The following is a 22889-nucleotide window of genomic DNA, read 5'->3' as shown; positions in this document are numbered from 1 at the left end:
GTGCGCCTCGACCACGTTGAAGAGGAATCAAGGATAAATTTATGAGCATTTTAAATAATGCAATTGATTCTATTGCCTTAGGACTCGAAGATTTTGAGAATGGAGACCACAAACGTCTCATCTCATGTACAAGAAATTTATTCGCTGGAGAGCAATAAGGGGACAGGCACCAAATTGTGCTATTGGAAAAGGATAGATGCCAAGATCAGCCAGAGCATTAGCTAATAACTGCTACTATCACGTGATCAATCGTGGAAACGGCAGGCAGCAGGTCTTTCACAAGGAAGGGGACTATAGTGCCTTCCTTGATGTGTTACTAGGAGCTCGCCAGAAATACAGCGTCAAGGTTCTAGCCTGGTGTTTGATGCCAAATCATTTTCACCTGCTCGTTCAACCGGAAGAGGCAACTCAGTTAAATAAATGGATGCAGTGGGTCATGACGACCCATGTTCGCCGTTATCACAAACATTACGGAACCAGCGGTCATCTGTGGCAAGGCAGATACAAGAGTTTTATCGTCCAAGGTAATGAGCACCTCTTGACGATAGCCCGATACATAGAAGGAAACCCTGTAAGGGCAATGTTATCTCCGACGGCTGCACAATGGGCGTGGTCATCGCACCAAGTGCGTAATACTGACTCTAAAGAGTTGCAGCCTGATCGTCTGCCGTTCCCCTTACCCGAGGATTGGTCTACATTCGTGGACACGCCACTCACCGACACAGAAATTGAGAAGGTAAGAAACAGCGTCAATCGGCAGGCATCTTTCGGACATGAAAACTGGATAAATGAGATTTGCGTAAGATTGGGACTAGAATCCACATTAAGGCGAAGAGGGTGGCCGAAGGGGCGTAAAAGGAAAGAGTAATTGGTGCCTGTCCCCTTATTGTTCTCCGGCCACCCCAAAAACCAGATCCAGGACCTGTTCGAAAAAGGACTCAGAGGTTTCGGGGGCCCCTGGATGCGGCGGGAGTAACTCCCCGGAGCGTCTCTGAAACATCCCGCTGGACAGAGTTTCATCCCCTCTGATACAGTAACCACCCCCATGAAAATCAAACGGCTCGAAATATCCGGCTTCAAGTCCTTCGCCGACAAGGTGGCGCTGGACTTCCAGCAGGCGGTGACCGGCGTGGTCGGCCCCAACGGCTGCGGCAAGTCCAATATCGTGGACGCCATCCGCTGGTGCATGGGCGAACAGTCGGCCAAGAACCTGCGCGGCAAGGCCATGGAGGACGTGATCTTTGCCGGCAGCGAGACCCGCAAGCAGTTGGGGGTGGCCGAGGTGTCCCTGGTCTTCTCCACCGAGGACGGCCGGGCGCCGGCCAAATACCTGGATTATGCCGAGATCCAGCTTACCCGCCGTCTCTATCGCGACGGCGAGAGCGAGTACCTGATCAACAAGACCCCCTGCCGCCTGCTGGACATCACCGAACTGTTCATGGATACCGGCGTCGGCACCCGCGCCTATTCGATCATCGAGCAGGGGAAGATCGGCATGATCCTCCATTCCCGGCCGGAGGAACGCCGCTTTCTGATCGAGGAGGCGGCCGGGGTCACCAAGTTCAAGTCGCGCAAGAATCTGGCCCTGAAGAAGATCGAGGGGACCCGCCAGAACCTCTCCCGCCTGAACGACGTGCTGGGGGAGATCCGGCGGCAGTTGGCCTCGTTGCAGCGCCAGGCGAAAAAGGCGGAGAATTTCCGCACGTACCGGGACGAACTGCGGGAGATCGAACTGCTCTTCGTAGGGCGCGAATACCGCGACACCCAGGTCCGGCGCGGCGAGGCCGAGCGCGAGTTGGCGGCGCTCAACGAACGAATCCGCACGGCGTTCGCCGGGGCGGCCCTGGGGGAATCCCAGGTGGAGGAGGGACGGCTCCGGCTGGTTGAGGCGGAGAAACGCCTGGCCGTGACCCAGGAGGACATCTTCCGGGTCAGGAGCGAGTTCAGCGCCGCCGAGAACGGCGTGATGTTCCAGCGCAAGGAGTTGGCCGCCCTGGAGGGGCGGCTGGAGCGTCTCGGCGGCGAGGCGGGCGAGCGGGAGAAGCGCCTGGCCGAATGCTCCGAGCGCCGGGGGTTGCTGCAATTGCGCCGGGACGGCTCCACCAGCGATGCCGCCGCCATGCAGGCGGAGCTGCAACGGGCCGAGGAGGCGCTGGCCGGGCACCAGCAGGCCGAGGAGGAACTGAACCGCCGGCAGGAGGCGCGGCGCAAGGAGCTGTTCGCGGCCCTGGCCGAGTCGTCCCAGCACAAATTCCGCTACGAAACGGCCCAGAAGCGTCTGGCCGGCTTGGCGGAACGGTTCGAACGGCACCGCCGGGAAGAGTTGCAACTCCGGGAGCGCCGGGAACTGGCCGGCCAGCGTGCCGGCACGCTGGATGCCCAGGTGGCCGAGGCGCAGGTGGAGCAGGAGCAGCTCCAGGTGGCGTTGAACGCCCTGCGCGGGCAGGAGGCCGAGGTGCGGCAGCGCCTGCCCGAGGTGGAAAAGCGCTGGCAGTCCCGGCGGGACGAATTGAATCGCAGTTCGTCCCGCCTCCACTCCCTGCGGGAGCTGGAGAGCCAGTTTGCCGGCTACGGCCAGGGGGTGCGCAAGCTCATGAAGGAGGAGGGGCTCCGCTCCCGTTTCAGCGGGGTGGTGGCCGATGCCGTCGAGGCCCCGCCCGAGCTCGAGGCGGCCGTGGAGGCGGTCCTGGCGGACCGGCTCCAGTGCATCCTCTGTGCGGATGATGGCGACGCCCTGGCGGCCCTGCAGTTCCTCAAGGGGAACAACGGCGGCCGGGCCGGCATCGCCCTCCCCCTGGAACTGGGACCGGGGAGCACCCCCGCGGTGCCGGGCGCCGCGGCGCTGGCCGACCGGGTCGTGGCCAGCGGGCCGTTCGGCGGCCTGATCCGCTTCATGCTGGCCAAGGTCCTGCTGGTGGACGGGATTGCCGACGCCATCCGGCTGGCCCGGCAGCATCCCGAGCTCATTTTTGTCACCCCTGATGGTGATATGGCGGCATTGGGGGGGATCGTGACCGGCGGTTCCGCCGAACAGGTGCAGAAGGGGATCATCCATAAAAAGCGCGAGATCAAGGAGTTGGAGGAGGCGGTGGCCGGCCTGGAACGGGAGACCGCTGCCCTGGCCGGGGAGCGTGACGCATTGCGGCACCGTTCCCTGGAGGTGGCGGAGGAGCTGAAGGTCACCGGGAGCCAGGTGCACCAGGCCGAGTTGAAACGGACCGGCCTGGCCAAGGACCGCCAGCAGACGGCCGACGAGATCGCCCGGATCGAGGAGCGCCTGGCCCTGCAGGCCCTGGAGACCGCAACCCTGGACGAGGAACGGGAAGGGTTGGAGGCCGAACTGAAGCAGTCCCGGGAGCGCCTGGGGGAGACCGACGACGTCTCCCGGGAGCTTGAGCAGGAGGTGGGACGCCTGAAGGAAGATCTGGAGGCCCGCCGGAAGGACCTGGCCGGTGCCCGGGAGCGGGTCACCGCCATCCGGGTGCAGACGGCCACCCTCAAGGAACAGCATGAGGCCCATCTGCGGGACATCGCCGACCTGGAACGCCAGGTGGAGGAACTCACCCGGCGCCTGACCGCCGATCGGCTGGAACTGGAGGCGGGCGGCGGCGAACGGCTGCGCCTGGAGAGCGCCATCGCCACGGAGGCGGAGCGCCTGGAGGGGCTCGTCCGCCGCCAGGCCGAAGCGGAGAGCCTGCTGGCCGGCGTGCGCTCGGCCAGCGAGGAGGCCGCCGCGGCCCTGGCCGAGGCCGAATCCCGGACCAAGAAGGCCCGGGAGGAGAGCGACGCGGTCCGCCAGCTTCAGGCGGAACTGAACCTGCGTTTTTCCACGTTGACCATGCAGGCGGAACACTTGGAACGTTCCGTGCAAGAAAATAACCGTACCAGCATGGCCGAGGTCCTGGAGCGGCTGGCGGGGGTGGAATTCGACGAGGCGGCCCGCCGGGCGCGCCAGGTGGAGTTGCAGCGCCTCCTGGACGACATGGGCGAGGTGAATCTCCTGGCCATCGAGGAGTGCGCCGGCATGGAGGAGCGCTTCAATTTCCTGTCGTCCCAGAAAAACGACCTGGAAGAGTCGCTGCGCAGCCTCCAGCAGGCCATCCAGCGCATCAACCGCACCACCCGGCAGCGCTTTCTGGAGACCTACAACCAGGTCAACGCCACGTTCCAGGAGGTCTTTCCGCGCCTGTTCTGCGGTGGGCGGGCGGAGTTGCGCCTGACCAACGAGGAGGACCTGCTGGAGACCGGCATCGACATCATCGTGCAGCCGCCGGGCAAGAAGCTCCAGAACGTGACCCTCCTCTCGGGGGGGGAGAAGGCGTTGACGGCGGTGGCGCTGATCTTTTCCATCTTCCTGATCAAGCCGACGCCGTTCTGCCTGCTGGACGAGGTGGATGCGCCCCTGGACGACGCCAATATCGGCCGTTTCAACGACATGGTGCGGGAGATGAGCGCTGTTTCCCAGTTCATCATCATCACCCACAACAAGGCCACCATGCAGGTCGCCGACACCCTCTACGGCATCACCATGGAGGAACCGGGGGCGTCGCGGATCGTCTCGGTCAGGCTGCACTGAGGCCGCCGGTGCCGGGGTGAAGGAAGCCGGGGCCAGGGCCGCGGTCCCGGTCCGTCAGGACGGCATGCCATTCGTTTTTTATGCCCGTGCGGGTGATTGCATTTTGTCATGAGGATATGCCAATGCCGTTTCAACGTATTCTGAAGACGCTGGTGGAGGAGACCCCCCGGGCGGTGGGGGCCATCCTGGTGGACTGGGAGGGGGAGGCGGTGCAGGAGTGGTGTCTCTGCGACCCCTACGAGATGCGCTTTATCGGCGCCCACAAGGGGATCATCCTGGCCCGGCTGAAGGAGATGCAGGCGAGTGCGCAGGTGGGGGCCATCGAGGATGTGGTGGTGACCGGCAGCGAACGGCACCTGATCATCGGCTGCATCGACGACGATTATTCCCTGGTGATGGATGTGGGGCGCGCCTGCCCGGTGGCCGTGGCGCTGCATCATTTTCGCACTGCCGTGACGCGGCTCAAGAAGGAGATCTGATGGAGCAGCAGGAGAAGAAGGGCTTTTTCCGGGGGTTGGTGGACAAGATTGCCGGGGCCGGGCAACCGCAGGCCGATGGCGTGGAGCCGTCGCCGCCGGTCCCGCCGGGCGGGGCGCCGGAGCGCCCGGACAATGCCCCCGGTTTTTTCTCGCGCCTCAAGAGCGGCCTGAAAAAGACCAAGGATGGGTTGGTGGGGCGCATCGACGCCCTGGTGCTGGGGAAAAAGGAGATCGATGCCGACACCCTGGAGGAGTTGGAAGAGATCCTGATCACCTCGGACATCGGCGTCAAGACCACGGTAGAACTGATCCGCTCCCTGGAGCAGCGCCTGGGGCGCAATGAGCTGAAGGACGGCGAGGCGCTGCGCGCTGCCCTCAAGGCGGACATCCTGGCGCGTCTGAATGCCCACCACAGCGTGCTCGACACCGGGGCCCGGCACCCCTTTGTCCTGCTGGTGATCGGCGTGAACGGGGTCGGCAAGACCACCACCATCGGCAAGCTGGCCTCGCGCTTCACGGGCGACGGCAAGCGGGTGCTCCTGGCGGCCGCCGACACCTTCCGCGCCGCGGCTGCCGAACAGCTCGAAGCGTGGGGGGCGCGCTCCGGCGTGGATGTGGTCCGCCACAAGGAGGGGGCCGATCCGTCCGCCGTGGTTTTCGACGCCTGCAAGGCCGCCGTGGCCCGGCAGGTGGATATCCTGATCGTCGATACGGCCGGCCGGCTGCACACCAAGGTCAACCTGATGGAGGAGATGAAGAAGATCCACCGCGTCATCAGCCGCGAGATCCCCGGCGCCCCCCATGAGACGCTCCTGGTGGTGGATGCGGCCACCGGGCAGAACGCCATCTCCCAGGCGCGGCTTTTCAAGGAGGCGGCCGGGGTTACCGGCATCGCCCTGACCAAGCTGGACGGCACGGCCAAGGGGGGATCGTGGTGGCGGTCAGCCATGAATTTGGCTTGCCGGTCCGCTATATTGGTGTTGGGGAGGCGATCGACGACCTGCGCGACTTTAATCCGCAGGAGTTCACGGATGCCCTCTTCCAGGCCTGACAGAGCTGCCGCCAAACAACGCCGAAGGGCCGGAGAAGCCCGAGATTTCACGCAATTAGGGCTTGACTTCACCGTACCCTCCGGGTATAGTGATGTGTCGCGAAAGGGAGCTTGCACCATGGATCAGGAACTGTTTGCTGCGCTGGAGAAAAAGGTCGACGACCTGCTTGACAAGTATTCGGGCCTGAAGGCCGACAACGCCCGGCTGGCTGAAGAAAACGGGCGCCTCCTGGCGGAGCGCGAAGGCCTCAAGTCGCGCGTCGATGCCATTCTCGGCAAGCTCGAAGGGATTTGAATTCCCGGGAAGGCCGATGTGCCGGGACAGCGGCAGACATGACAGGTACCGGTGAAGCCCTATGAAGACGACCCATCTGGTGACGGTGCTTGGCCGGGAGCTTTCGGTCAGGAGCTCGGCTCCCGCCGAAAAGGTCCAGGCGGTGGAATCGTTTGTCAATGCCAGGCTGCACGAGATCGGCGGCGCCCTCAAGAACGGCGATGCCCAATTGGTGCTCATGCTGGCGTTGCTCAACATCAGCGAGGAACTGCTGGAACTGCGCGGTTCCGCAGGGCGGGGCGGCCCGATGGATGCCGCGCTGCGGCGGCTGATGGAAAAATTGGAAAAAGCGTGATGTGGCCGGGGTATCCGGCGGCACGTACAAGGTCTCGTAAGGGAGACTTGATCATATATTCGCACCAGCATCACAAATCAGTCCCGGTAGGTGTGGCGCCGCTGGCCACCGCCTGCTGATAACCTGACACCGCAGAATATATTCAACGACGAAAGGAAGGAATCGCTCCCGAGAAGAAAAACAGCGCCCAACCAAATTCTGCGGCACTCACGAGCCATTCCCCCTTTCACCCTCCCTGATCGACCTTCCCGGGACCCTCTTCCTCCGGGCACTCTCTACTTGTCTGCTTTTGAACGATTTTTCGCGTGGAATCGACGGTATGCCCAAGCGGTCACTACGACAGCAGATGTTGGCCCAGCGTCAGGCACTCGGCCTGGATGCATGGCGCGCCTCCAGCCTGCTGGCCCAGCAGAATCTGCTCGGCCTTGAAGAATACTCCCGGGCGGAGTGCATTGCCCTCTACGCCCCGGCCCACAACGAAACCGACACCGCCGAGATCGTGGCGGCCGCCTTCAGGGCCGGGAAGCGGGTGTTGTACCCGGCCGTCTGCGGGGAGCACATGGTGTTCCGTCAGGTGGAGGGGCTGGCAAGCCTCGAACAGGGCAGTTTCGGCATCCTTGAACCGTGCCCCACCGGCGTCGATCACCATGCCGACGAGCCGGACCTGATCGTAGTGCCGGGGGTCGCCTTTGACCTGAACGGGCATCGCATCGGCTACGGCAAGGGGTTTTACGACCGCTTCCTGCGGCATCCGGGGCGCACGGCCCACCTGGTGGGACTGTGCCATGATTTTCAGATTGTCGGGGGGCGATCCCGGCTGAAGGGCACGATATACGGATGGAGATCATCGTCAGCGATCGGCGGGTCGTCCACTGCGGAAGTAACCGGAGCCATGTCGGTGTTCCGGATTAAAAAACAGGCCGGCGCGCCCGGAGCGGGGAGAGGGGATAGGACCCCGCGTAGCGCTGCAACGGCCTGATAGAGGAGGTTATTGATATGGAAGTGAGTATCTGGATGGTTGCCGCCCTCCTGGTGGTGGCCGCCGGTGCGTATTTCGCCGGCAGCAGGTTCAGCAAGAAGGATGCGGACGCCATCGTCCGGCAGGCGGAGGACCTGGCGACCAAGGTCATCGAGGATGCCCGGCGCGAGTCCGAGACCATCACCAAGGAAGCCGAGCTCAAATCGAAGAACGCGGCCATCGAGGCCAAGGAAGAGTACGAGCGCGAGATGCGGGAGAAGAAGCGTGACCTCCAGAATCTCGAAAAGCGTTTGGTGCAGAAGGAAGAAAACCTGGACAAGAAGGTCGCCCTTTTTGATCAGAAAGAGCTGGATATCCTGAAGAAGGAACAGCTCAATTCCGCCAAGGAACAGTCCCTTGCCGAGCGTGAAGATGAACTGAAGAACGCCGTCGGCGCCCAGATGGCCAAGCTGGAGCAGATTTCGGGCATGACGGCCGGCGAGGCGAAAAAGGAACTGATGAACACCATGGAGAGCGAGGCCAAGCATGATGCGGCCAAGCTCATCAAGATCATCGAAGAGGAAGCCCGGGAGACTGCGGACAAGAAGGCCAAGGAGATCATGGCCCTGGCCATCCAGCGGTATGCCGGCGAATACGTGGCGGAGCGGACGGTATCGGTGGTGCCGCTCCCCTCCGACGAGATGAAGGGGCGCATCATCGGCCGCGAGGGGCGCAATATCCGCGCCCTGGAGGCGGCTACCGGCATCGACCTGATCATCGACGACACCCCCGAGGCGGTCATCCTGTCCGGTTTCAACCCGGTCCGCCGCGAGGTGGCCCGCCTCTCCCTGGAGAAGCTGATCGGCGACGGCCGCATCCACCCGGGCCGCATCGAAGAGGTGGTGGCCAAGTCCACCGAGGAGGTGGAGCTCTCCATCAAGGAAGCGGGCGAGCAGGCGGCCTTCGACCTGGGGGTCCACGGCATCCACCCCGAGGTGCTCAAGCTGATCGGGCGCCTCAAATACCGCACCTCCTACACCCAGAACGTCTACCAGCATTCGCTGGAAGTGGCGTTTCTCTGCGGCATCATGGCGGCCGAACTGGGGGTCAACGTCAAGCAGGCCAAGCGTGCCGGCCTGTTGCACGACCTGGGCAAGGCGGTCGACCACGAGGTGGAGGGGTCCCATGCCGTGATCGGGGCCGAATTGGCCAGGAAATACGGTGAATCTCCGAAGATCGTGCATGCCATCATGGCCCACCACGAGGACGAGAAACCGGCCACCGTGCTGGCGGTGCTGGTCCAGGCGGCCGACGCCCTCTCCGGAGCGCGCCCCGGGGCCCGGCGCGAGATGATGGAGACCTACGTCAAACGCCTGGAAGACCTGGAGCGTATCGCCACCTCCTTCAGCGGCGTCAGTTCCTCCTTCGCCATCCAGGCCGGCCGGGAGATCCGCGTGATGGTGGCCAGCGAGCAGGTGAGCGACGAGCAGTCGCTGATCATGGCCCGGGACATCGCCAAGAAGATCGAGGCCGAGATGACCTATCCGGGCCAGATCAAGGTGAACGTGATCCGCGAGACGCGCGCCGTGGAGTTCGCCCGCTGATCGTTCGTCCTCCGTCCTTCCCCACATCCCCGTGCACCCCCCTCCCCCTGGGAGGGGGGTGTAGAGAAAGCGTTCAATGAGCATCAAAATCCTCTTCATCGGCGACATCATCGGCAAGCCGGGGCGCCAGGCCCTCTCCCGCGAACTGCACCGCCTGGTTGACCGGCACGCGGTGGATCTGATCATCGCCAACGGCGAAAACGCGGCCGGCGGTTTCGGCCTGACCACCGAGACGGCCAAGGAGCTGTTCGACACCGGCGTGCACTGCCTTACCAGCGGCAACCATATCTGGGACAAGAAGGAGCAGGTCCCGCTCGTGCTGGCCGACCGGCGCATCGTCCGCCCCGCCAACTACGCCGAGGGGGTGCCCGGCGCCGGCAGCGTCGTCGTCACCACCCCGGGAGGCGTCAAGGTCGGGGTGCTCAACCTGGAGGGGCGGGTCTACATGAAAAACCTGGAATGCCCTTTCCGCACGGCCGACCGGGAGATCGAACTACTGCGGCAGGAGACCCCGCTCATCTTCGTCGATTTCCATGCCGAGGCCACCTCGGAGAAATCGGCCCTGGGGTGGTATCTCGACGGCCGGGTCAGCGCCGTCGTGGGCACCCACACCCATGTGCAGACCGCCGACGAGCGCATCCTGCCCCAGGGGACGGCCTACCTGACCGACGCCGGCATGACCGGCAGCTTCGATTCCGTGATCGGCATCGGCAAGGAAGAGGCCATCCGCAAGTTCCTCACCCAACTGCCGGCAAAGTTCGAAATCCCCAAAAAAGATATCCGCCTGAACGGGGTGCTGGTCGGGGTTGACGCCCAAAGCGGCAGGGCGCTCAGCATAGAGCGCATTGCCCTGAGTTGTTGAGCATTTTGATGATTTGGGCTTGACTTGGCCCAGTGAACGGGCTAGTTTTTAGCCAAACCTTTATTTACTCGGAGGTGCTCCCTGTGGGCCTTTTGATCGGTACCGGTCTCGTCGTCAGGATTGTCCTGCTCATTCTCATCGCCTTCTCGGTCCTGTCGTGGACCATCATCATGTTCAAGTTCTTCCAGATCTACAAGGCCAACAGCGATTCGGAACGCTTCATGGACTTTTTCTGGAAATCCAAGCGGTTCGACGCCATCGCCTCCCAGGTGGACCGCTTCGCCGGTTCGCCGCTGACGGTGCTGTTCAACGAGGGGTACGGCGAGTTGGGCAAGTTCGTCGAGGGGAGCGGCAAGACCGACACCAGCATCCTCAGCACCGACCTGGGCGGCATCGAGAACGTCTCCCGCGCCCTGCGCCGCGCCACCAACTCGGAGATAACCCGCCTCGAGAAATACACCACCTTCCTGGCGACCACCGGCTCCACATCGCCGTTCATCGGTCTGTTCGGGACGGTATGGGGCATCATGACCGCCTTTGAGGGGATCGGCAAGACCGGTTCCGCCTCGCTGGCCGTGGTCGCCCCCGGCATCGCCGAGGCGCTGATCGCCACCGCCATCGGCCTGGTGGCCGCCATCCCGGCCGTCATGGCCTACAACCATTTCCAGCACAAGATCCGGGTGCTGATCAACGAGATGGACAGCTTTTCCACGGAGTTCCTCAATATCGTGCAGCGCAACGTCGCGGGGAAATAAGCCATGGCAATGGGCGGACAAAACGGCAACAGGAGCGCCATGGCGGAGATAAACGTCACGCCGCTGGTGGACGTCATGCTGGTGCTCCTGGTCATCTTCATGGTAACCGCGCCGATGATGCAGCAGGGGGTGCAGGTCAACCTGCCCAAGGCCGATACCAAGGCCATGAACCCGGCGGAGGAGACGGTGGTGGTCACCGTCGACAGGAACAACAAGGTCTTCATCAACAAGGAGGAAACCCCGGCAGGGGACCTGCGCGCCAAACTGACCGCCATGTTCGAATCGCGGACCAAGAAAGAGGTGTTCCTCAAGGCCGATGCCGGCGTTCCCTATGGCGAGGTCGTCAGGATCATGGCCGATATCAAGGGGGCCGGCATCGAGCGGCTCGGCATGGTGACGGAGCCGGCTCCGAAATAAGATGAGCACAAAGCTGGACACACATGACGCCGGCATGGGCGTTAGTTTCGGTATTTCCGCCGTCATTCATCTGGCGGTTTTTTTGTTGCTGCTGTGGTGGGGGCAGCTTTTTCCCCCCACGACAACCGTGCAGGAGACCTATTACGTCGATGTGGTCAACCTGCCGGTCGCCAACCCCCGGGCCGGCAGCCCGACCCAGAAGGGGAGCGATGCCGAAGCGCCCCCCCCGCCCCCAACCCCCGAAACCCCCTTGAGCATGCCGACCCCCCCGCACCCGGGCACCAAGGCGCGCACCGCACCGACCGGCAAAGCGGAAAAGAACGAACCACGGGATACCACGAGCGATGCGGCCTTCGCCGAAAAGATGGCGAAGCTTGAGAGCAAGGCCGAGTCCCAGCAGCAGGAGGCCGCCCTGGAGCGGCTCCGCAAAAAACTCAAGACGGCCGGCAGCGGCAGGGCCGGGATGCCGGCCGGGAGCGGCAGCGAGGCCGGCAGCGATTATACCGCCTACGTTCAATCGCGCCTCAAGGACGCCTTCTACCAGACCATCTCCTATACCAGCAAAAATCCCGAGGTCATCGTGCACCTCTATATCGACGCCGACGGCAAGGTGACCCGGCAGAAGATCGAGAAGAGCAGCGGCGACCGGACCTTTGAGCTGTCGGTGCTGCGGGCGGTGGAAAAGGCCGGCGACAAACTCGTGCCGCCGCCCAACCGCAAAGGGTTCGAGGGACGTTCGTCTTCAAGCCCAAGGGCATTTCCCGCACCAAGCAGTAACGAGGTAGCCATGAGACTGTTGTTGACCCTGATGCTGATGCTTGTCCTGCCGACCGCCCTCCATGCCCAGCCCGGTTATATCGAGGTAACCGCGCCGGGCAACCGCCAGCTCAAGCTGGCCGTCGAACTCCCCCATGCGAACAACGCCGGGGCGAACACGACCGCCGCCAGGGAGATGGCCGACGTGATCGCCTTCGACATGAACCTGTCGGGCCTGGCCACTGCCGAGGTCAGGGAGCCGCTGCCGCTTGCCGGCGGCCTCATGTTCGGGGCGACCGACTTCGCCCCGTGGCTGGCGGCGGGGTTCGACCTCCTGATACGCGGCGAATACGCCATCACCGGCGACAACCTCACGGTGGAGTTCCGCCTGTACGACGCCCTCAACAACAAGATGATGACCGCCAAGCGCTACCTGGGAAAAAACAAGGATTTGCGCCGCTTCGCCCACTCCTTCTGCGACGAGGTGCTGCTGCAGATGACCGGCGAGCGGGGCCCCTTTACGACCCACATCGCCTTCATCTCGACCCAGTACGGCAACAAGGAGGTCGCCATCATGGACTGGGACGGGCACAACCTGCTCCCCTTGACCAGAAACGGCTCCATCAACCTCAACCCCGACTTTTCGCCCGACGGGCGGGAGATCCTCTTCACCTCGTATAAACGGGGCAATCCGGACCTGTACAAGCGGGCCCTGTCAAGCACGGCGGAGATCCCCCTGTCGCGCCACAAGGGGCTCAACATCACCGGCGCCTGGGCGCCGGACGGCACGAAGATCGCCCTCGCCCTCAGCAAGGACGGCAACGCCGAGATCTACACCATTGCCCGGGACGGCAGCAACCCGGTGCGCCTGACCGTCAACCCGGCCATCGAGGTCTCGCCGGTCTGGTCGCCGGACGGCAAGCGCATCGCCTTTGTCTCGGACCGGTTGGGCAAGCCGCAGATCTTCGTGATGGACGCCAACGGCGGCAATGTGCGCCGGTTGACCACCGCCGGCGGGTATAACGTCAACCCCCGCTGGTCCCCCAAGGGGGACCGGATCGCCTATGCCCGCATGCAGGGGGGGACGTTCCACATCTATGCCATCAACGTCGACGGCAGCGGCGACACCCAACTGACCACCACGGGCAGCAACGAGAATCCCGCCTGGTCGCCGGACGGCCGTTTCATCGCCTTCAGTTCGAAACGGGGCGGTCCGGACGGGATCTATGTCATGCGTGCCGACGGCAGCGGCCAGGTCAGGGTCGGCCAGGGGAAGGGGAACGCAAGCCAACCGGCCTGGTCGCCCCGCTGACGGGTCGTTATGGCCGGGCGCCCGCTGCGCCGCCCTCACCAACAGGTGTGAAATTATTCCTTATTTGCAATTGCAAATCTTTCGGGCTGCTGTATAATTTGTTTACATTCGGAGAATCGGGCACCAGAGCGCACTCAATCCAGGATAAAGGAGAATTGTTATGAAACGAGGGACCATGGCAGTACTGGCAGCGCTTAGTCTGGCGGCTTTACTGGCCGGCGGCTGCGCAAGCAAGGAAGTCGTGAAGAGTGAGGAACCGGTGGTCAAGGCCGAGCAGCCCAAGGCCCCGGAGGTCGCCAAGCCGGAAGTCGCCCCCCAGCCGGCCCCGCCGGTCCAGCCCGAGCAGCCTGCCCCCGCCGCCGAACCGATCAAGCAGGCTGAAGCGCCGGCTGCCGCCGCCCCGGCCGTGGAAACTGCTTTCGAAAGCGTCTATTTTGATTTCGACAAATCTGACCTGCGCCAGGATGCCCGGGACGTGCTCAGCAAAAACGCCGAGATCCTGCTGAAAAGCAAGCCCGGCGTCAAGGTTCAGATCGCGGGTCATTGCGACGAGCGCGGTTCGGCCGAATACAACCTGGCCCTGGGCGAGCGCCGTGCCAAGTCGGCCCTGCACTACCTGATCACCCTGGGCGTTGCCGCCGACCGGCTTTCCATCATCAGCTACGGCAAGGAAAAACCGGCTGTGGACGGCCATGATGAAGCGGCCTGGGCCAAAAACAGACGGGACGAGTTCGTTATCGTGCAATAGGTTCGTCGCATACTTCATCTGCGGCCGAAATGAGATACGCCGGAATGCTGACCGCATCCCGGCGTATTTATTTTTGGGTGCCCCCACGTAGAGACAGGAATTTTCCTCGACGTTCCCCTTGACTTTTCGTAAAGATAATATATATTGTTTTTCATATATTATCTTATTCCAGGGAGCTTAGGGTGAAACAGGCGTTCGTGATTCTCATACTGGTTGCGGTGACGGCGGGGCAGGCAGGCGCTGCGTCCCCGGTGCAGCAGCTGACCCTGAAAGAGGCCATCGGCAGGGCCCTGGAGAACAACCATCTGGTCAAGGCCGCCGGCTATCGCGCCGCTGCGGCCCGCCAGGGGGTCGCCATCGCGAAATCGTATTATTACCCCACTCTCGCCTTCGAGGAAACCCTTGCCGCCTCCAATGCCCCGACCCAGGTCTTCATGATGAAGCTTGACGAGGCGCGCTTCACCCAGAACGATTTCCTCACCAGCAATCTCAACCATCCCGCCACCACGCACGATTTCAAAACCGCCCTGACGGTCAGCCTGCCGCTCTACCGTCCCTCCATCGCCCCGCTCCGGGAGCTGGCCGTCCGGGAGTCCGAGAAACAGGACCTGGGGCTGGAAGCAGCCCGGCAGGAGACCGCCTTCCAGGTGTTCAGCCGTTATCTCGATGTGCAGAAGGCGCGTGCCCAGCTCGGGGCTGCCGGCCAGGCCATCGGTGATGCCCGTGAAAACCTGCGGCTGGCAGCGGTGCGCCGTGATGCGGGGGTCGGGCTGCTTTCCGACGAACTGCGCGCCAGGACGCACCTGGCCGGCGTGGAGCAGCACCTGATCGCCGCGCGCAATGACCTGGAACTGGCCAAGCTGCGCCTGGCCGCCGTGGTCGGCCTCAAAAACGGTGAGGAGGTGGATATCCCGGAGCAGGCGCACGCCGTCGTCCTGCCGCCCCCCTCCGGGGACCTGGTGGCCGCTGCCCTGGAACACCGCAGCGAGCTGCGGCAGTACCACGCCGAACTGGGGAAATCCGAGGCGGCCCTCAAGCTGGCCCGCAGCGCCTATCTACCCGAGGTGGGGGCGTTCGCCTCGTACCGGATGAACGCCAAGGATACCCCCCTGGGCGCCGATAACGACGCCTGGACGGCCGGGGCGAGCCTCACCTGGCAGCTCTTCGACGGCTTTCGCCGCGATCGGGACCGGGACCGGGCCGTCGCCGAACGTTCGGCCGTTGCCGAGCAGTTGGAGCAGTCGCGCAGGGATATCGCCCTCCAGGTGCAGGAGACCCGCCTACGGCGGGAGGAGATGGGCAAGCGGCTTGAGGTGGCCCGCCACGCCCTGCGGGATGCCGAGGAAACGGTGCGCCTGCTGACGCGGCGTTTCGAAAATTCCCTGACCACCATGGTCGAGGTGCTGGATGCCCAGAGCGCCCTCAACCAGGTCCGCTCCAATCTGGCTGAGAGCGAGGCGGAGTATGCCCTGGCCGGTGGGCGGGTGTATCATGCCGCCGGAACATTTTTGAAGGAGATCATGAAATGACGAGGTCGTTGTTGCTGCTCGCCGTCCCCCTGTGGTTGCCGCTCCTTGCCGGTTGCGGCGAAAAAGGGCATGAAGCCGGGCGCGGGGGAAATCCGCCGGCGCCGGTGGTCACGGGGGTTCAGGTGGAAGTGGTGAAAGCCGTTGCCGTGCCGGATCTCGCGGAGGTGGTGGGTACCGTGAGAGCCCGCACCAGCGCCGTGGTTTTGGCCCGTATCCCCGGCACCGTCACCCTGCTGAAGGTGCGGGAAGGGGAACGGGTCAGGAAGGGGCAGCTTCTGGCCCGCCTGGATGCCCAGGAAACCGGGGCGGCCGGGGCCGCAGCCGCGGCGGGGAGCGACGAGGCGCAGCGCGCGCTGGACGAGGCCGAGGCCCGCAAGCGGCTGGCCGACGTGACCTTCGAGCGCTATCAGCGCCTCTACCGGGAACAGGCCATCACCCGCCAGGAGTTCGATACCAAACAGACCGAGCGGGAGGTGGCCGCCCAGGGCGTGGCCCGGGCCCTGGCCCGCTACCGGCAAGCCCGGGAGGGGGCGCGGGCCGCCTCCCGCATGGCCGATTACGCACGCATCGTCGCGCCGCTCTCCGGGGTGGTCACGGCCAAGCAGGTTGACCAGGGGTCCACCGTGTTCCCGGGTCAGCCGCTCATGACCATCGACGACCAGGGGAGCTATCTCCTGGAACTGGCCCTGCCGGAATCGCTGGCGGCCCGGGCCAAGGCCGGGACGCCGGTGCAGGTCACCCTGGATGCCCTGAAGGCGACCTTCAGCGCCAGGATCGCCGAGATCGTCCCGGCTGCCGATCCCCAGAGCCGTACGTTCGTCGCCAAGGTCCCCCTGGACCGGCAAGGGGTGACAACGGGCATGTTCGGGCGCGCCGCCATCGGCCTGGGCAGCGGGGCCAACGCTATCCTGCTCCCGGAACGCGCCGTCGTGGAGCACGGAGCCCTGACCTCCGTGTGGGTGGTGGAACAGGGGAATATCGCCCGCATGCGGCTGGTGAAGACCGGCAAAGCCGTCGGCGGCAAGGTGGAGATCGTCTCCGGCCTTGCCGACGGCGAGCGGGTGGTGCTCTCCGGGGTGGAGAAGGTCAGCGAAGGGGCGAAGGTGGAATAGCTCATGGAACGCCTCGGTTTTGCCGGAAAAATCGCCCACGCCTTCATCGACTCCAAACTGACGCCGCTGATCGTTGCGGCCTCGCTCCTTCTGGGCGTCTTTGCGGTCAAGATGACCCCCCGGGAGGAAGAGCCCCAGATCGTCGTGCCCATGGTGGATATCTATCTCCCTCTCCCCGGCTCCTCTCCCCAGGAGGTGCAGGAGCGGGTGGTGAAGCCCTTCGAAGGCAAACTCTGGGAGATCAAGGGGGTCGAATACCTCTATTCCATGAGCCGCCCCGGTATGGGGATCGTTACGGTGCGCTTCCTGGTGGGGCAGCCCATGGAAGAGTCGCTGGTCAAGCTCTACAACAAGGTCATGAGCAACCGCGGCATCCTCCCCCCGGGGGCCGGCGAGCCGCTGGTGGTGCCGAAATCCATCGACGACGTCCCCATCATGACCCTGACCCTCTGGTCTTCGCGCTACGATCACGCCACCCTCCGCACCCTGGCCCGGGAGGTCTGCGACGACCTGAGGAAGGGGGAGAATGCCGCCGAAACCGAGATCAAGGGGGGGCTGACGCGCCAGGTGCGGGTCGTGCTGGACGCCCCGCGACTGGCCGGTTACGGCCTCTCCCCCCTCCAGGTGGCGGCGGCCCTGCGCAGGGGCAATGCCGAGTTCGCCTCCGGCTCCTTCACCAGCGGCAATCGGGAGGTGCTGGTGGAAACTGGCAATTTCCTGGAGAGCGACGACGCGGTCAGGCGTCTCGTGGTGGGGGTGTACAACGGCAAGCCGGTATATCTGGCCGACGTGGCCCAGGTGACCGACGGGGCGAAGGTCCCGGATACCTATGTTTTCATGGGGTTGGGGCCGGGAGCCCGTGCCAAGGGCCTGACCGGCGATCCCAAGCAGGACTATGCCGCGGTGACCGTCTCCATCGCCAAACGCAAGGGGGCCAACGCGACCTGGGTGGCCGAGGATCTGCTGAAAAAGGTCGAGGCGCTCAAGGGGAAAGTGATCCCCTCGGATGTGCAGGTCACCGTAACCCGCAACTACGGCGAAACCGCCAGGGAAAAGAACAACGAACTCCTGTTCCACATGTTCCTGGCGGCGCTCTCGGTCACGATCCTGATCGCCCTGTTCATGGGGTGGCGGGCCGGAGCGGTGGCCGCCATAGCCATCCCGGTCACGTTGGCCCTGACCATGCTGATCTTCTACCTGATCGGCTACACGCTCAACCGCATCACCCTGTTCGCCCTGATCTTCTCCATCGGCATCCTGGTGGACGACGCCATCGTGGTGGTGGAGAACATCCACCGCTACTTCACCACCACGGTGCTCAAGCCGCTGGAGGCCGCCGTCCGCGCGGTGGACGAGATCGGCAATCCGACGGTGCTGGCCACCTTCGCGGTGATCGCGTCGATCCTGCCCATGGGTTTCGTGGGCGGGCTGATGGGGCCGTACATGCGCCCCATTCCGGTGGGGGCCAGCATGGCCATGCTGTTCTCCATGCTGATCGCCTTTATCGTCACCCCCTACTTTGCCTACCGTTTCATGAAGGGGGAGTCCCATTTCGGTTCCGGCGAGGCACCCGAGGATTCGAAGCTGACCGCCTTTTACCGCAGGGGCATGGGGGCTCTGATCCACAACGTCACCCTGCGCTCCGGTTTTCTGGCGGGGGTGGTGGTCCTGCTGCTCCTCTCCTGCTCGCTCATCTGGTTCAAGGCCGTCACGGTCAAGATGCTCCCCTTCGACAACAAGAACGAGTTGCAGGTGATCATCGACGCGCCGGACGGAACCCCGCTGGAGCAGACCGCCCGCATTGCCCGCGAGATGGGGGATGCCCTGCGGAGTGTGCCCGAGGTCAGCGATTTCCAGCTCTACATCGGCACCAGCGCGCCCTTCAACTTCAACGGCCTGGTGCGCCACTACTACCTGCGCAAAGGTGCGAACCTGGCCGATATCCAGGTGAACCTGCTGCCCAAGGATGAACGCACGGACCAGTCCCATGCCATTGCCAAGCGTATCCGCCCCCTTGTGAAGACGATTGCCGACCGGTACGGGGCGCGGGTCAAGGTGGCGGAGATCCCCCCCGGCCCACCGGTGCTCTCGACCCTGGTGGCCGAGATCTACGGTCCGGATGACGCCGCCCGTGCGGGGGTCGCCGCCAGGGTCAAGGCGATCCTGGCCCGGACCGCCGGGGTGGTTGACGTGGACTGGTACCGGGAGGACGACCGGCCGAAGGTGACCCTGGCCGTCGACCGGGAGAAGGCGGCCCTGGCCGGTATCCCGGTGGAGGATGTGGCGCGGACGCTCCAGATCGCCCTGGGCGGGGAGGATGTGGGGCTGCTGCACCTGCCCCGGGCAAAGGAGCCGGTCACCATCAACCTGCGCCTGCCGGTCTCCCAGAGAAGCTCCGTGGCCGACCTCTCGTCCATCCAGCTCCCCGGTCCCCGGGGCAACGTGCCGCTCTCCCAACTGGTGCGGGTCGTCACCGGGGCCGAGGAAGAGACGCTGTACCGCAAAAACCTGAAGAATGTGGTCTACGTGATCGGTGACGTGGCCGGCGAGATCGAGGCCCCGGTCTACGCCATCCTCAAGGTCCGCAGGGAGATCGCGGCCCTGCCGACGCCGGATGGCGCAAAGATCCAGGTGCTGGCCTCCCGGCAGCCCTGGAGCGAGGAGCACGTGGGCATGAAATGGGACGGTGAATGGCACATCACCTATGAGGTCTTCCGGGACCTGGGCATCGCCTTCGGGGCGGTGATGGTGCTGATCTACATCCTGGTGGTGGCCTGGTTCAGGGACTTTACCACCCCCCTGGTGATCATGGCCCCCATCCCCCTGACCCTGATCGGCATCCTGCCGGGGCACGCCCTGTTCGGGGCGTTCTTCACCGCCACCTCCATGATCGGCTTCATCGCCCTGGCCGGTATCATCGTGCGCAACTCCATTATCCTGATCGACTTTGCCGAGATGAAGCGCCGGGAGGGGATGCCTCTGGACGAGGCGATCATCGAGGCCGGAGCGGTACGCTTCCGCCCCATGCTCCTGACCGGGGCGGCCGTGGTGGTGGGGAGCTTCGTGATCGTCTTCGATCCGATCTTCCAGGGGCTGGCCATCGCCATGATGTGCGGCGAGATCGCCTCCACGACCCTGTCGCGGGTGACCATCCCGATCCTGTACTATCTGGTGCAGAGCTGGAAGGAACGGCATACCAAGACCGGGCAGCACGAGGTATAATGAAACAGGGATGAGCAGAAACCGGTTTCACCGGGCCTTAATCCTGTTCATCCGCATATCGACGTCCGAGAGAGGATTGCATGTTCTGGTCGAAAAACAAACAAACGGCGGCGGAAGGGGTGGAAGTGACCGAACAGTGCCGCAGCGAGGCCGAGGCGCTGTACCGTTCGGGAAAATACCACTGCGCCGAGGCCGTGCTGGCGGTTGTCAGAAACCATTTCCGTCCCGACCTGCCCGAAGAGGTGGTGCAGATGGCCAGCGGTTTCGGTGCCGGTTCCGGCTCCGGCTGCATCTGCGGCGCCGTGTCGGGCGGCACCGTGGCCCTGGGGCTGGTGCTGAAGGAGGACAAGAGGCGGATCACCCATCTGCCCCGGGAACTCCATACCTGGTTCAGGGAGAAGTACGGCGCCACCTGCTGCAAGACCATCCGCGCCACCAACGACAAGGGCATCTGCCCCGTATTGACGGGTGAGGTGGCGGGGAAGATAGCGGAGATGCTGTCGCGGCGTTGAGAAAGCGAAATCGGCATGACTCCCTCGCCCCTCATCCGCCCCTTCGGGGCACCTTCTCCCCGAAGGAGAAGGGTATACATTTTGCCCTCTCCCCAGGGGAGAGGGTGCCCAAAGGCCGGGTGAGGGGAAGGTGTCCCCCCGGAGAAACAGAGGAGAAACACACATGAAAGAAGAATATTACGTCGAGAGGGTGGTCCGTATCATCGCGGGATCATTTATCATTGTTTCGCTGCTGCTGGCCCATTTCCATTCACCCTACTGGCTCTGGTTCACCGGCTTCGTCGGCCTCAACCTGTTCCAGTCCGGCTTCACCCAGTTCTGCCCGATGTTCACTCTCCTGGGAAAGCTGGGGGTGCCGCGCTTTCCCAAGGGGGCCTGTCCGTCGCGGGATTAGAGCGTGCACATCACCTGACGCACCCGATATTCGCCGCCGATGATGAGGTACTCTCCCTCCCCCTTCATGATGCTGCCGGGCAACAGGTCGTTGTAAAAGAAGATCTTGCTGAGTGGCACCTGGACCCGCCACACCGTGGAACCGAACTCCCAGGCCCGTTCCTCGTCCGAGGTGAAGGAAACCAGGTTGTTGAGACGAACGATCTGTTCCCGTTTGCCGGTCTGCTCCAGGATGCTGTGTTCATTGGCGTCGTAGGTGCCCCGGTAGAGGGGGATGGCGAGGGCTGCCGGGTACTTGCGGGCCAGCTCAAACTGGCAGTATTCGTAGAGCAGGTCCAGTTGGGACTGGATGGCGTTGGTGCGGGCGCTTCCCTTCATGACATCCACCGAGTAGTTGAAATACGCCTCGCTGTGGATGTCGGAAATCCTGGCGCGGTGGAAGGTGGGGGTGATGCCCATGCGGCTCTCGACCCAGCGTTTGAGCACCGCCCCCTCGATGGAGTTGGAATCCATCATCCAGCCGCGCAGGAAGCGCAGGTAACTGTTCTTGATGCTTTTGCGGGCGGTGTCGGTGGCCTGGTCCTGCCAGTTGTGGAGCTGGAATTTGACCGACATGAAGTCGTTGAAGACCAGGGCGCGCTCCTCCTGGGAGGGGATGGCGGCCAGCTTCTCGAACAGGAAGCGGTTGCCCTCCTTGACGCCCTGGATCTCCAGCGGTTGGGGATTTTCGTTGAAGTGGCGCGAGGCGATAACCCACGGCGGCAGGTTGCAGTAGTTGAAAGAACCGTTTTCCACAGGTTATCACCTCATTGTGAAAGAATGCTCGCCCAAACGGGCAGGGTTTCGGCTACAGGACCTTTGCCAGTTCCACCAGCGTGGCCTTGATGGGGCCGGATACCGCGAAGGGGGTAATCCCCAGCTTCTCCAGTTCACCCTGGGGGTGTTCGCCCATCTGGGCCGTCACCACCGCCCGGCACCCCGTAAGCGCCTCGGCAATCCCTCTCAGGGCGTGGCCGCGCAACGGATTCTCCGGGTTGAAGCTGCAGTAGCGCTCCACCTTTTTCTCATCAACCAGCCTGGCCTCATTCTGCTCCACGTCATAGATCAAAAAACGCTCGGCATGGCCGAAGTGCTGGTTGATTTCCTTGCCGTCCTTGGATGCGACCGCGATGAGCATACCACCTCCTTGCCGCAATCCGGCAGATTTTTCACACCTGCCGGACCCCGGCCGTCCCTCTACAGTGCGATCGGCTCAAAGGTAAAGCACTTCTTGGAACAGGTGCGGCCGCACGCCTGGCAGCCGATACAGTTGCCGTCGTTCTCGATCTTCATGAACATCTTGGCCGAGTCGTCCTCGTCCAGTTCCTCGAAGGCCAGGACGTCGTGGGCGCAGACTTTGAAGCAGCGGCCGCAGCCGATACAGAGCTCTTCGTCGATGGACTTGATGAATTGGGGGGTCCATTCCTGCTTGTTCTTGGTCAGGGCGGTGATGTAAGACATGGTGCTTTCCTCCGTTATGGTGTGTGGTGTGGCGTCTGTTCCGTGCGGGTTGGTCAATCTTCCAGGAACGAGGTGGCCTGTTCCTTGTTCATTGCCTTTCTGAGCCATGGCGGCGGGTTGCCGCGCAGCACTTCCTGAAGCCGTTCAACGGTCTCCTTCAGGCTGACCTCCGCGCCGGTCTTCATGGGGTGGATCTTCCTGGCGACCAGTTTGGCCGCCGCCGGGCCGCCGATCTGCATGGTATAAACGATGGCGCAGTCGGCGATGGCGGTGGCCCGGGCCATGATGCGGTCTTCCTCGTCTTCGGCCGTGGTGATGGCGCTGATGGTCGTGAGGAATCCCGCCTCGTCCGGGCCGACCTCCCAGATGTGAAAACTTTGGCACTGGCCGAAGTGTTGGTCGATCATCTCGCCGGTTGAAGTGGTGAACGCTATTTTCATGGTTTGCTCCTTGTCTGCCCCGGGGGGTGCCCCG

At 63.6% G+C, this 22889-nt stretch carries 21 protein-coding genes and 2 pseudogenes; 19 read left to right on the top strand and 4 right to left on the bottom strand.

What is annotated here, in order from left to right; all coding sequences use genetic code 11:
* The first annotated feature begins 196 nt into the window (after positions 1 to 196).
* The 19 genes and pseudogenes from FO488_RS17215 to FO488_RS17130 all read left to right on the top strand — a co-directional run bounded on the left by FO488_RS17215 (position 197) and on the right by FO488_RS17130 (position 20916).
* Entirely contained in the window at positions 197 to 868 is a 672-nt protein-coding gene (locus FO488_RS17215; protein ID WP_149211683.1) for a transposase, read from the top strand.
* 177 nt (positions 869 to 1045) lie between these two features.
* The gene (smc, locus tag FO488_RS17210; RefSeq protein WP_149211682.1) at positions 1046 to 4576 is read left to right on the top strand and encodes a chromosome segregation protein SMC; all 3531 of its coding nucleotides are present in this window, start codon (positions 1046 to 1048) and stop codon (positions 4574 to 4576) included.
* 122 nt (positions 4577 to 4698) lie between these two features.
* Positions 4699 to 5055: a hypothetical protein gene (locus tag FO488_RS17205; RefSeq protein WP_149211681.1), complete on the top strand. Its 357-nt coding sequence runs from the start codon at positions 4699 to 4701 to the stop codon at positions 5053 to 5055.
* Positions 5055 to 6106 (top strand): annotated as a pseudogene (ftsY, locus tag FO488_RS17200) (signal recognition particle-docking protein FtsY). Before FO488_RS17205 ends, ftsY begins: the two are co-directional and overlap by 1 nt.
* A gap of 118 nt (positions 6107 to 6224) precedes the next feature.
* Positions 6225 to 6401, top strand: a complete 177-nt coding sequence (locus tag FO488_RS17195) for a cell division protein ZapB (RefSeq protein ID WP_149211680.1) — start codon at positions 6225 to 6227, stop codon at positions 6399 to 6401.
* A 61-nt stretch (positions 6402 to 6462) separates the two neighbouring features.
* Positions 6463 to 6735, top strand: a complete 273-nt coding sequence (locus FO488_RS17190) for a cell division protein ZapA (protein WP_149211679.1) — start codon at positions 6463 to 6465, stop codon at positions 6733 to 6735.
* 346 nt (positions 6736 to 7081) lie between these two features.
* Positions 7082 to 7714 carry a 5-formyltetrahydrofolate cyclo-ligase gene (locus FO488_RS17185; protein ID WP_240732028.1) on the top strand — a complete coding sequence of 211 codons (633 nt, stop codon included), beginning with the start codon at positions 7082 to 7084 and terminating at the stop codon, positions 7712 to 7714.
* Between the two features lie 35 nt (positions 7715 to 7749).
* A complete protein-coding gene (gene rny / locus FO488_RS17180; protein ID WP_370514347.1) occupies positions 7750 to 9297 on the top strand; it encodes a ribonuclease Y in 1548 nt (515 codons plus the stop codon).
* 76 nt (positions 9298 to 9373) lie between these two features.
* Entirely contained in the window at positions 9374 to 10159 is a 786-nt protein-coding gene (locus tag FO488_RS17175; protein ID WP_149211677.1) for a TIGR00282 family metallophosphoesterase, read from the top strand.
* Between the two features lie 83 nt (positions 10160 to 10242).
* The gene (tolQ, locus tag FO488_RS17170; protein WP_149211676.1) at positions 10243 to 10914 is read left to right on the top strand and encodes a protein TolQ; all 672 of its coding nucleotides are present in this window, start codon (positions 10243 to 10245) and stop codon (positions 10912 to 10914) included.
* A 3-nt stretch (positions 10915 to 10917) separates the two neighbouring features.
* On the top strand, positions 10918 to 11331 hold the full coding sequence (tolR, locus tag FO488_RS17165; RefSeq protein WP_149211675.1) for a protein TolR: 414 nt from the start codon (positions 10918 to 10920) through the stop codon (positions 11329 to 11331).
* Position 11332: 1 nt separating this feature from the next.
* Positions 11333 to 12043: pseudogene (locus tag FO488_RS20720) on the top strand (energy transducer TonB); the annotation flags it as partial.
* Positions 12044 to 12118: 75 nt separating this feature from the next.
* Positions 12119 to 13399, top strand: coding sequence for a Tol-Pal system beta propeller repeat protein TolB (gene tolB / locus FO488_RS20235; protein WP_240732293.1), 1281 nt, complete (start codon positions 12119 to 12121; stop codon positions 13397 to 13399).
* Between the two features lie 160 nt (positions 13400 to 13559).
* Positions 13560 to 14147: a peptidoglycan-associated lipoprotein Pal gene (gene pal / locus FO488_RS17155; RefSeq protein WP_149211673.1), complete on the top strand. Its 588-nt coding sequence runs from the start codon at positions 13560 to 13562 to the stop codon at positions 14145 to 14147.
* Between the two features lie 182 nt (positions 14148 to 14329).
* A complete protein-coding gene (locus tag FO488_RS17150) occupies positions 14330 to 15676 on the top strand; it encodes a TolC family protein (RefSeq protein WP_149211672.1) in 1347 nt (448 codons plus the stop codon).
* Positions 15673 to 16788: an efflux RND transporter periplasmic adaptor subunit gene (locus FO488_RS17145; protein ID WP_149211671.1), complete on the top strand. Its 1116-nt coding sequence runs from the start codon at positions 15673 to 15675 to the stop codon at positions 16786 to 16788. The genes FO488_RS17150 and FO488_RS17145 overlap by 4 nt, the downstream gene beginning before the upstream one ends.
* Before the next feature lie 3 nt (positions 16789 to 16791).
* Positions 16792 to 20010 carry an efflux RND transporter permease subunit gene (locus FO488_RS17140; protein WP_149211670.1) on the top strand — a complete coding sequence of 1073 codons (3219 nt, stop codon included), beginning with the start codon at positions 16792 to 16794 and terminating at the stop codon, positions 20008 to 20010.
* Positions 20011 to 20090: 80 nt separating this feature from the next.
* Positions 20091 to 20522 (top strand): C-GCAxxG-C-C family protein, encoded by a 432-nt coding sequence (locus FO488_RS17135; protein ID WP_149211669.1) that lies wholly within the window; start codon positions 20091 to 20093, stop codon positions 20520 to 20522.
* A gap of 163 nt (positions 20523 to 20685) precedes the next feature.
* Positions 20686 to 20916: a DUF2892 domain-containing protein gene (locus tag FO488_RS17130; protein ID WP_149211668.1), complete on the top strand. Its 231-nt coding sequence runs from the start codon at positions 20686 to 20688 to the stop codon at positions 20914 to 20916.
* On the opposite strand, the gene FO488_RS17125 is transcribed toward FO488_RS17130, so the two are convergent.
* From FO488_RS17125 to nifX, 4 genes are read right to left on the bottom strand one after another with little or no spacing between them, the layout of a single operon-like run.
* Positions 20913 to 21710: an NAD(+)--dinitrogen-reductase ADP-D-ribosyltransferase gene (locus FO488_RS17125; protein WP_149211667.1), complete on the bottom strand. Its 798-nt coding sequence runs from the start codon at positions 21708 to 21710 to the stop codon at positions 20913 to 20915. The genes FO488_RS17130 and FO488_RS17125 overlap by 4 nt on opposite strands.
* Before the next feature lie 52 nt (positions 21711 to 21762).
* Positions 21763 to 22092, bottom strand: a complete 330-nt coding sequence (locus tag FO488_RS17120; protein WP_149211666.1) for a NifB/NifX family molybdenum-iron cluster-binding protein — start codon at positions 22090 to 22092, stop codon at positions 21763 to 21765.
* A 59-nt stretch (positions 22093 to 22151) separates the two neighbouring features.
* The gene (fdxB, locus tag FO488_RS17115; protein WP_149211665.1) at positions 22152 to 22415 is read right to left on the bottom strand and encodes a ferredoxin III, nif-specific; all 264 of its coding nucleotides are present in this window, start codon (positions 22413 to 22415) and stop codon (positions 22152 to 22154) included.
* Positions 22416 to 22468: 53 nt separating this feature from the next.
* Positions 22469 to 22855 (bottom strand): nitrogen fixation protein NifX, encoded by a 387-nt coding sequence (gene nifX / locus FO488_RS17110; protein WP_149211664.1) that lies wholly within the window; start codon positions 22853 to 22855, stop codon positions 22469 to 22471.
* Between the last annotated feature and the right edge of the window lie 34 nt (positions 22856 to 22889).

Source organism: Geobacter sp. FeAm09, assembly GCF_008330225.1.
GTDB lineage: Bacteria > Desulfobacterota > Desulfuromonadia > Geobacterales > Pseudopelobacteraceae > Oryzomonas.
Note: the sequence above shows the minus strand (reverse complement) of the source record. Positions and strands in the feature narration are given on the sequence as shown.

Bases quoted from the DNA above. Each gene is read 5' to 3' on its own strand.
- FO488_RS17215 (WP_149211683.1), top strand. From the start codon at position 197: ATGCCAAGATCAGCCAGAGCATTAGCTAATAACTGCTACTATCACGTG.
- smc (WP_149211682.1), top strand. From the start codon at position 1,046: ATGAAAATCAAACGGCTCGAAATATCCGGCTTCAAGTCCTTCGCCGAC.
- FO488_RS17205 (WP_149211681.1), top strand. From the start codon at position 4,699: ATGCCGTTTCAACGTATTCTGAAGACGCTGGTGGAGGAGACCCCCCGG.
- FO488_RS17195 (WP_149211680.1), top strand. From the start codon at position 6,225: ATGGATCAGGAACTGTTTGCTGCGCTGGAGAAAAAGGTCGACGACCTG.
- FO488_RS17190 (WP_149211679.1), top strand. From the start codon at position 6,463: ATGAAGACGACCCATCTGGTGACGGTGCTTGGCCGGGAGCTTTCGGTC.
- FO488_RS17185 (WP_240732028.1), top strand. From the start codon at position 7,082: ATGTTGGCCCAGCGTCAGGCACTCGGCCTGGATGCATGGCGCGCCTCC.
- rny (WP_370514347.1), top strand. From the start codon at position 7,750: ATGGTTGCCGCCCTCCTGGTGGTGGCCGCCGGTGCGTATTTCGCCGGC.
- FO488_RS17175 (WP_149211677.1), top strand. From the start codon at position 9,374: ATGAGCATCAAAATCCTCTTCATCGGCGACATCATCGGCAAGCCGGGG.
- tolR (WP_149211675.1), top strand. From the start codon at position 10,918: ATGGCAATGGGCGGACAAAACGGCAACAGGAGCGCCATGGCGGAGATA.
- tolB (WP_240732293.1), top strand. From the start codon at position 12,119: ATGAGACTGTTGTTGACCCTGATGCTGATGCTTGTCCTGCCGACCGCC.
- pal (WP_149211673.1), top strand. From the start codon at position 13,560: ATGAAACGAGGGACCATGGCAGTACTGGCAGCGCTTAGTCTGGCGGCT.
- FO488_RS17145 (WP_149211671.1), top strand. From the start codon at position 15,673: ATGACGAGGTCGTTGTTGCTGCTCGCCGTCCCCCTGTGGTTGCCGCTC.
- FO488_RS17140 (WP_149211670.1), top strand. From the start codon at position 16,792: ATGGAACGCCTCGGTTTTGCCGGAAAAATCGCCCACGCCTTCATCGAC.
- FO488_RS17135 (WP_149211669.1), top strand. From the start codon at position 20,091: ATGTTCTGGTCGAAAAACAAACAAACGGCGGCGGAAGGGGTGGAAGTG.
- FO488_RS17130 (WP_149211668.1), top strand. From the start codon at position 20,686: ATGAAAGAAGAATATTACGTCGAGAGGGTGGTCCGTATCATCGCGGGA.
- FO488_RS17120 (WP_149211666.1), bottom strand. From the start codon at position 22,092: ATGCTCATCGCGGTCGCATCCAAGGACGGCAAGGAAATCAACCAGCAC.
- fdxB (WP_149211665.1), bottom strand. From the start codon at position 22,415: ATGTCTTACATCACCGCCCTGACCAAGAACAAGCAGGAATGGACCCCC.
- nifX (WP_149211664.1), bottom strand. From the start codon at position 22,855: ATGAAAATAGCGTTCACCACTTCAACCGGCGAGATGATCGACCAACAC.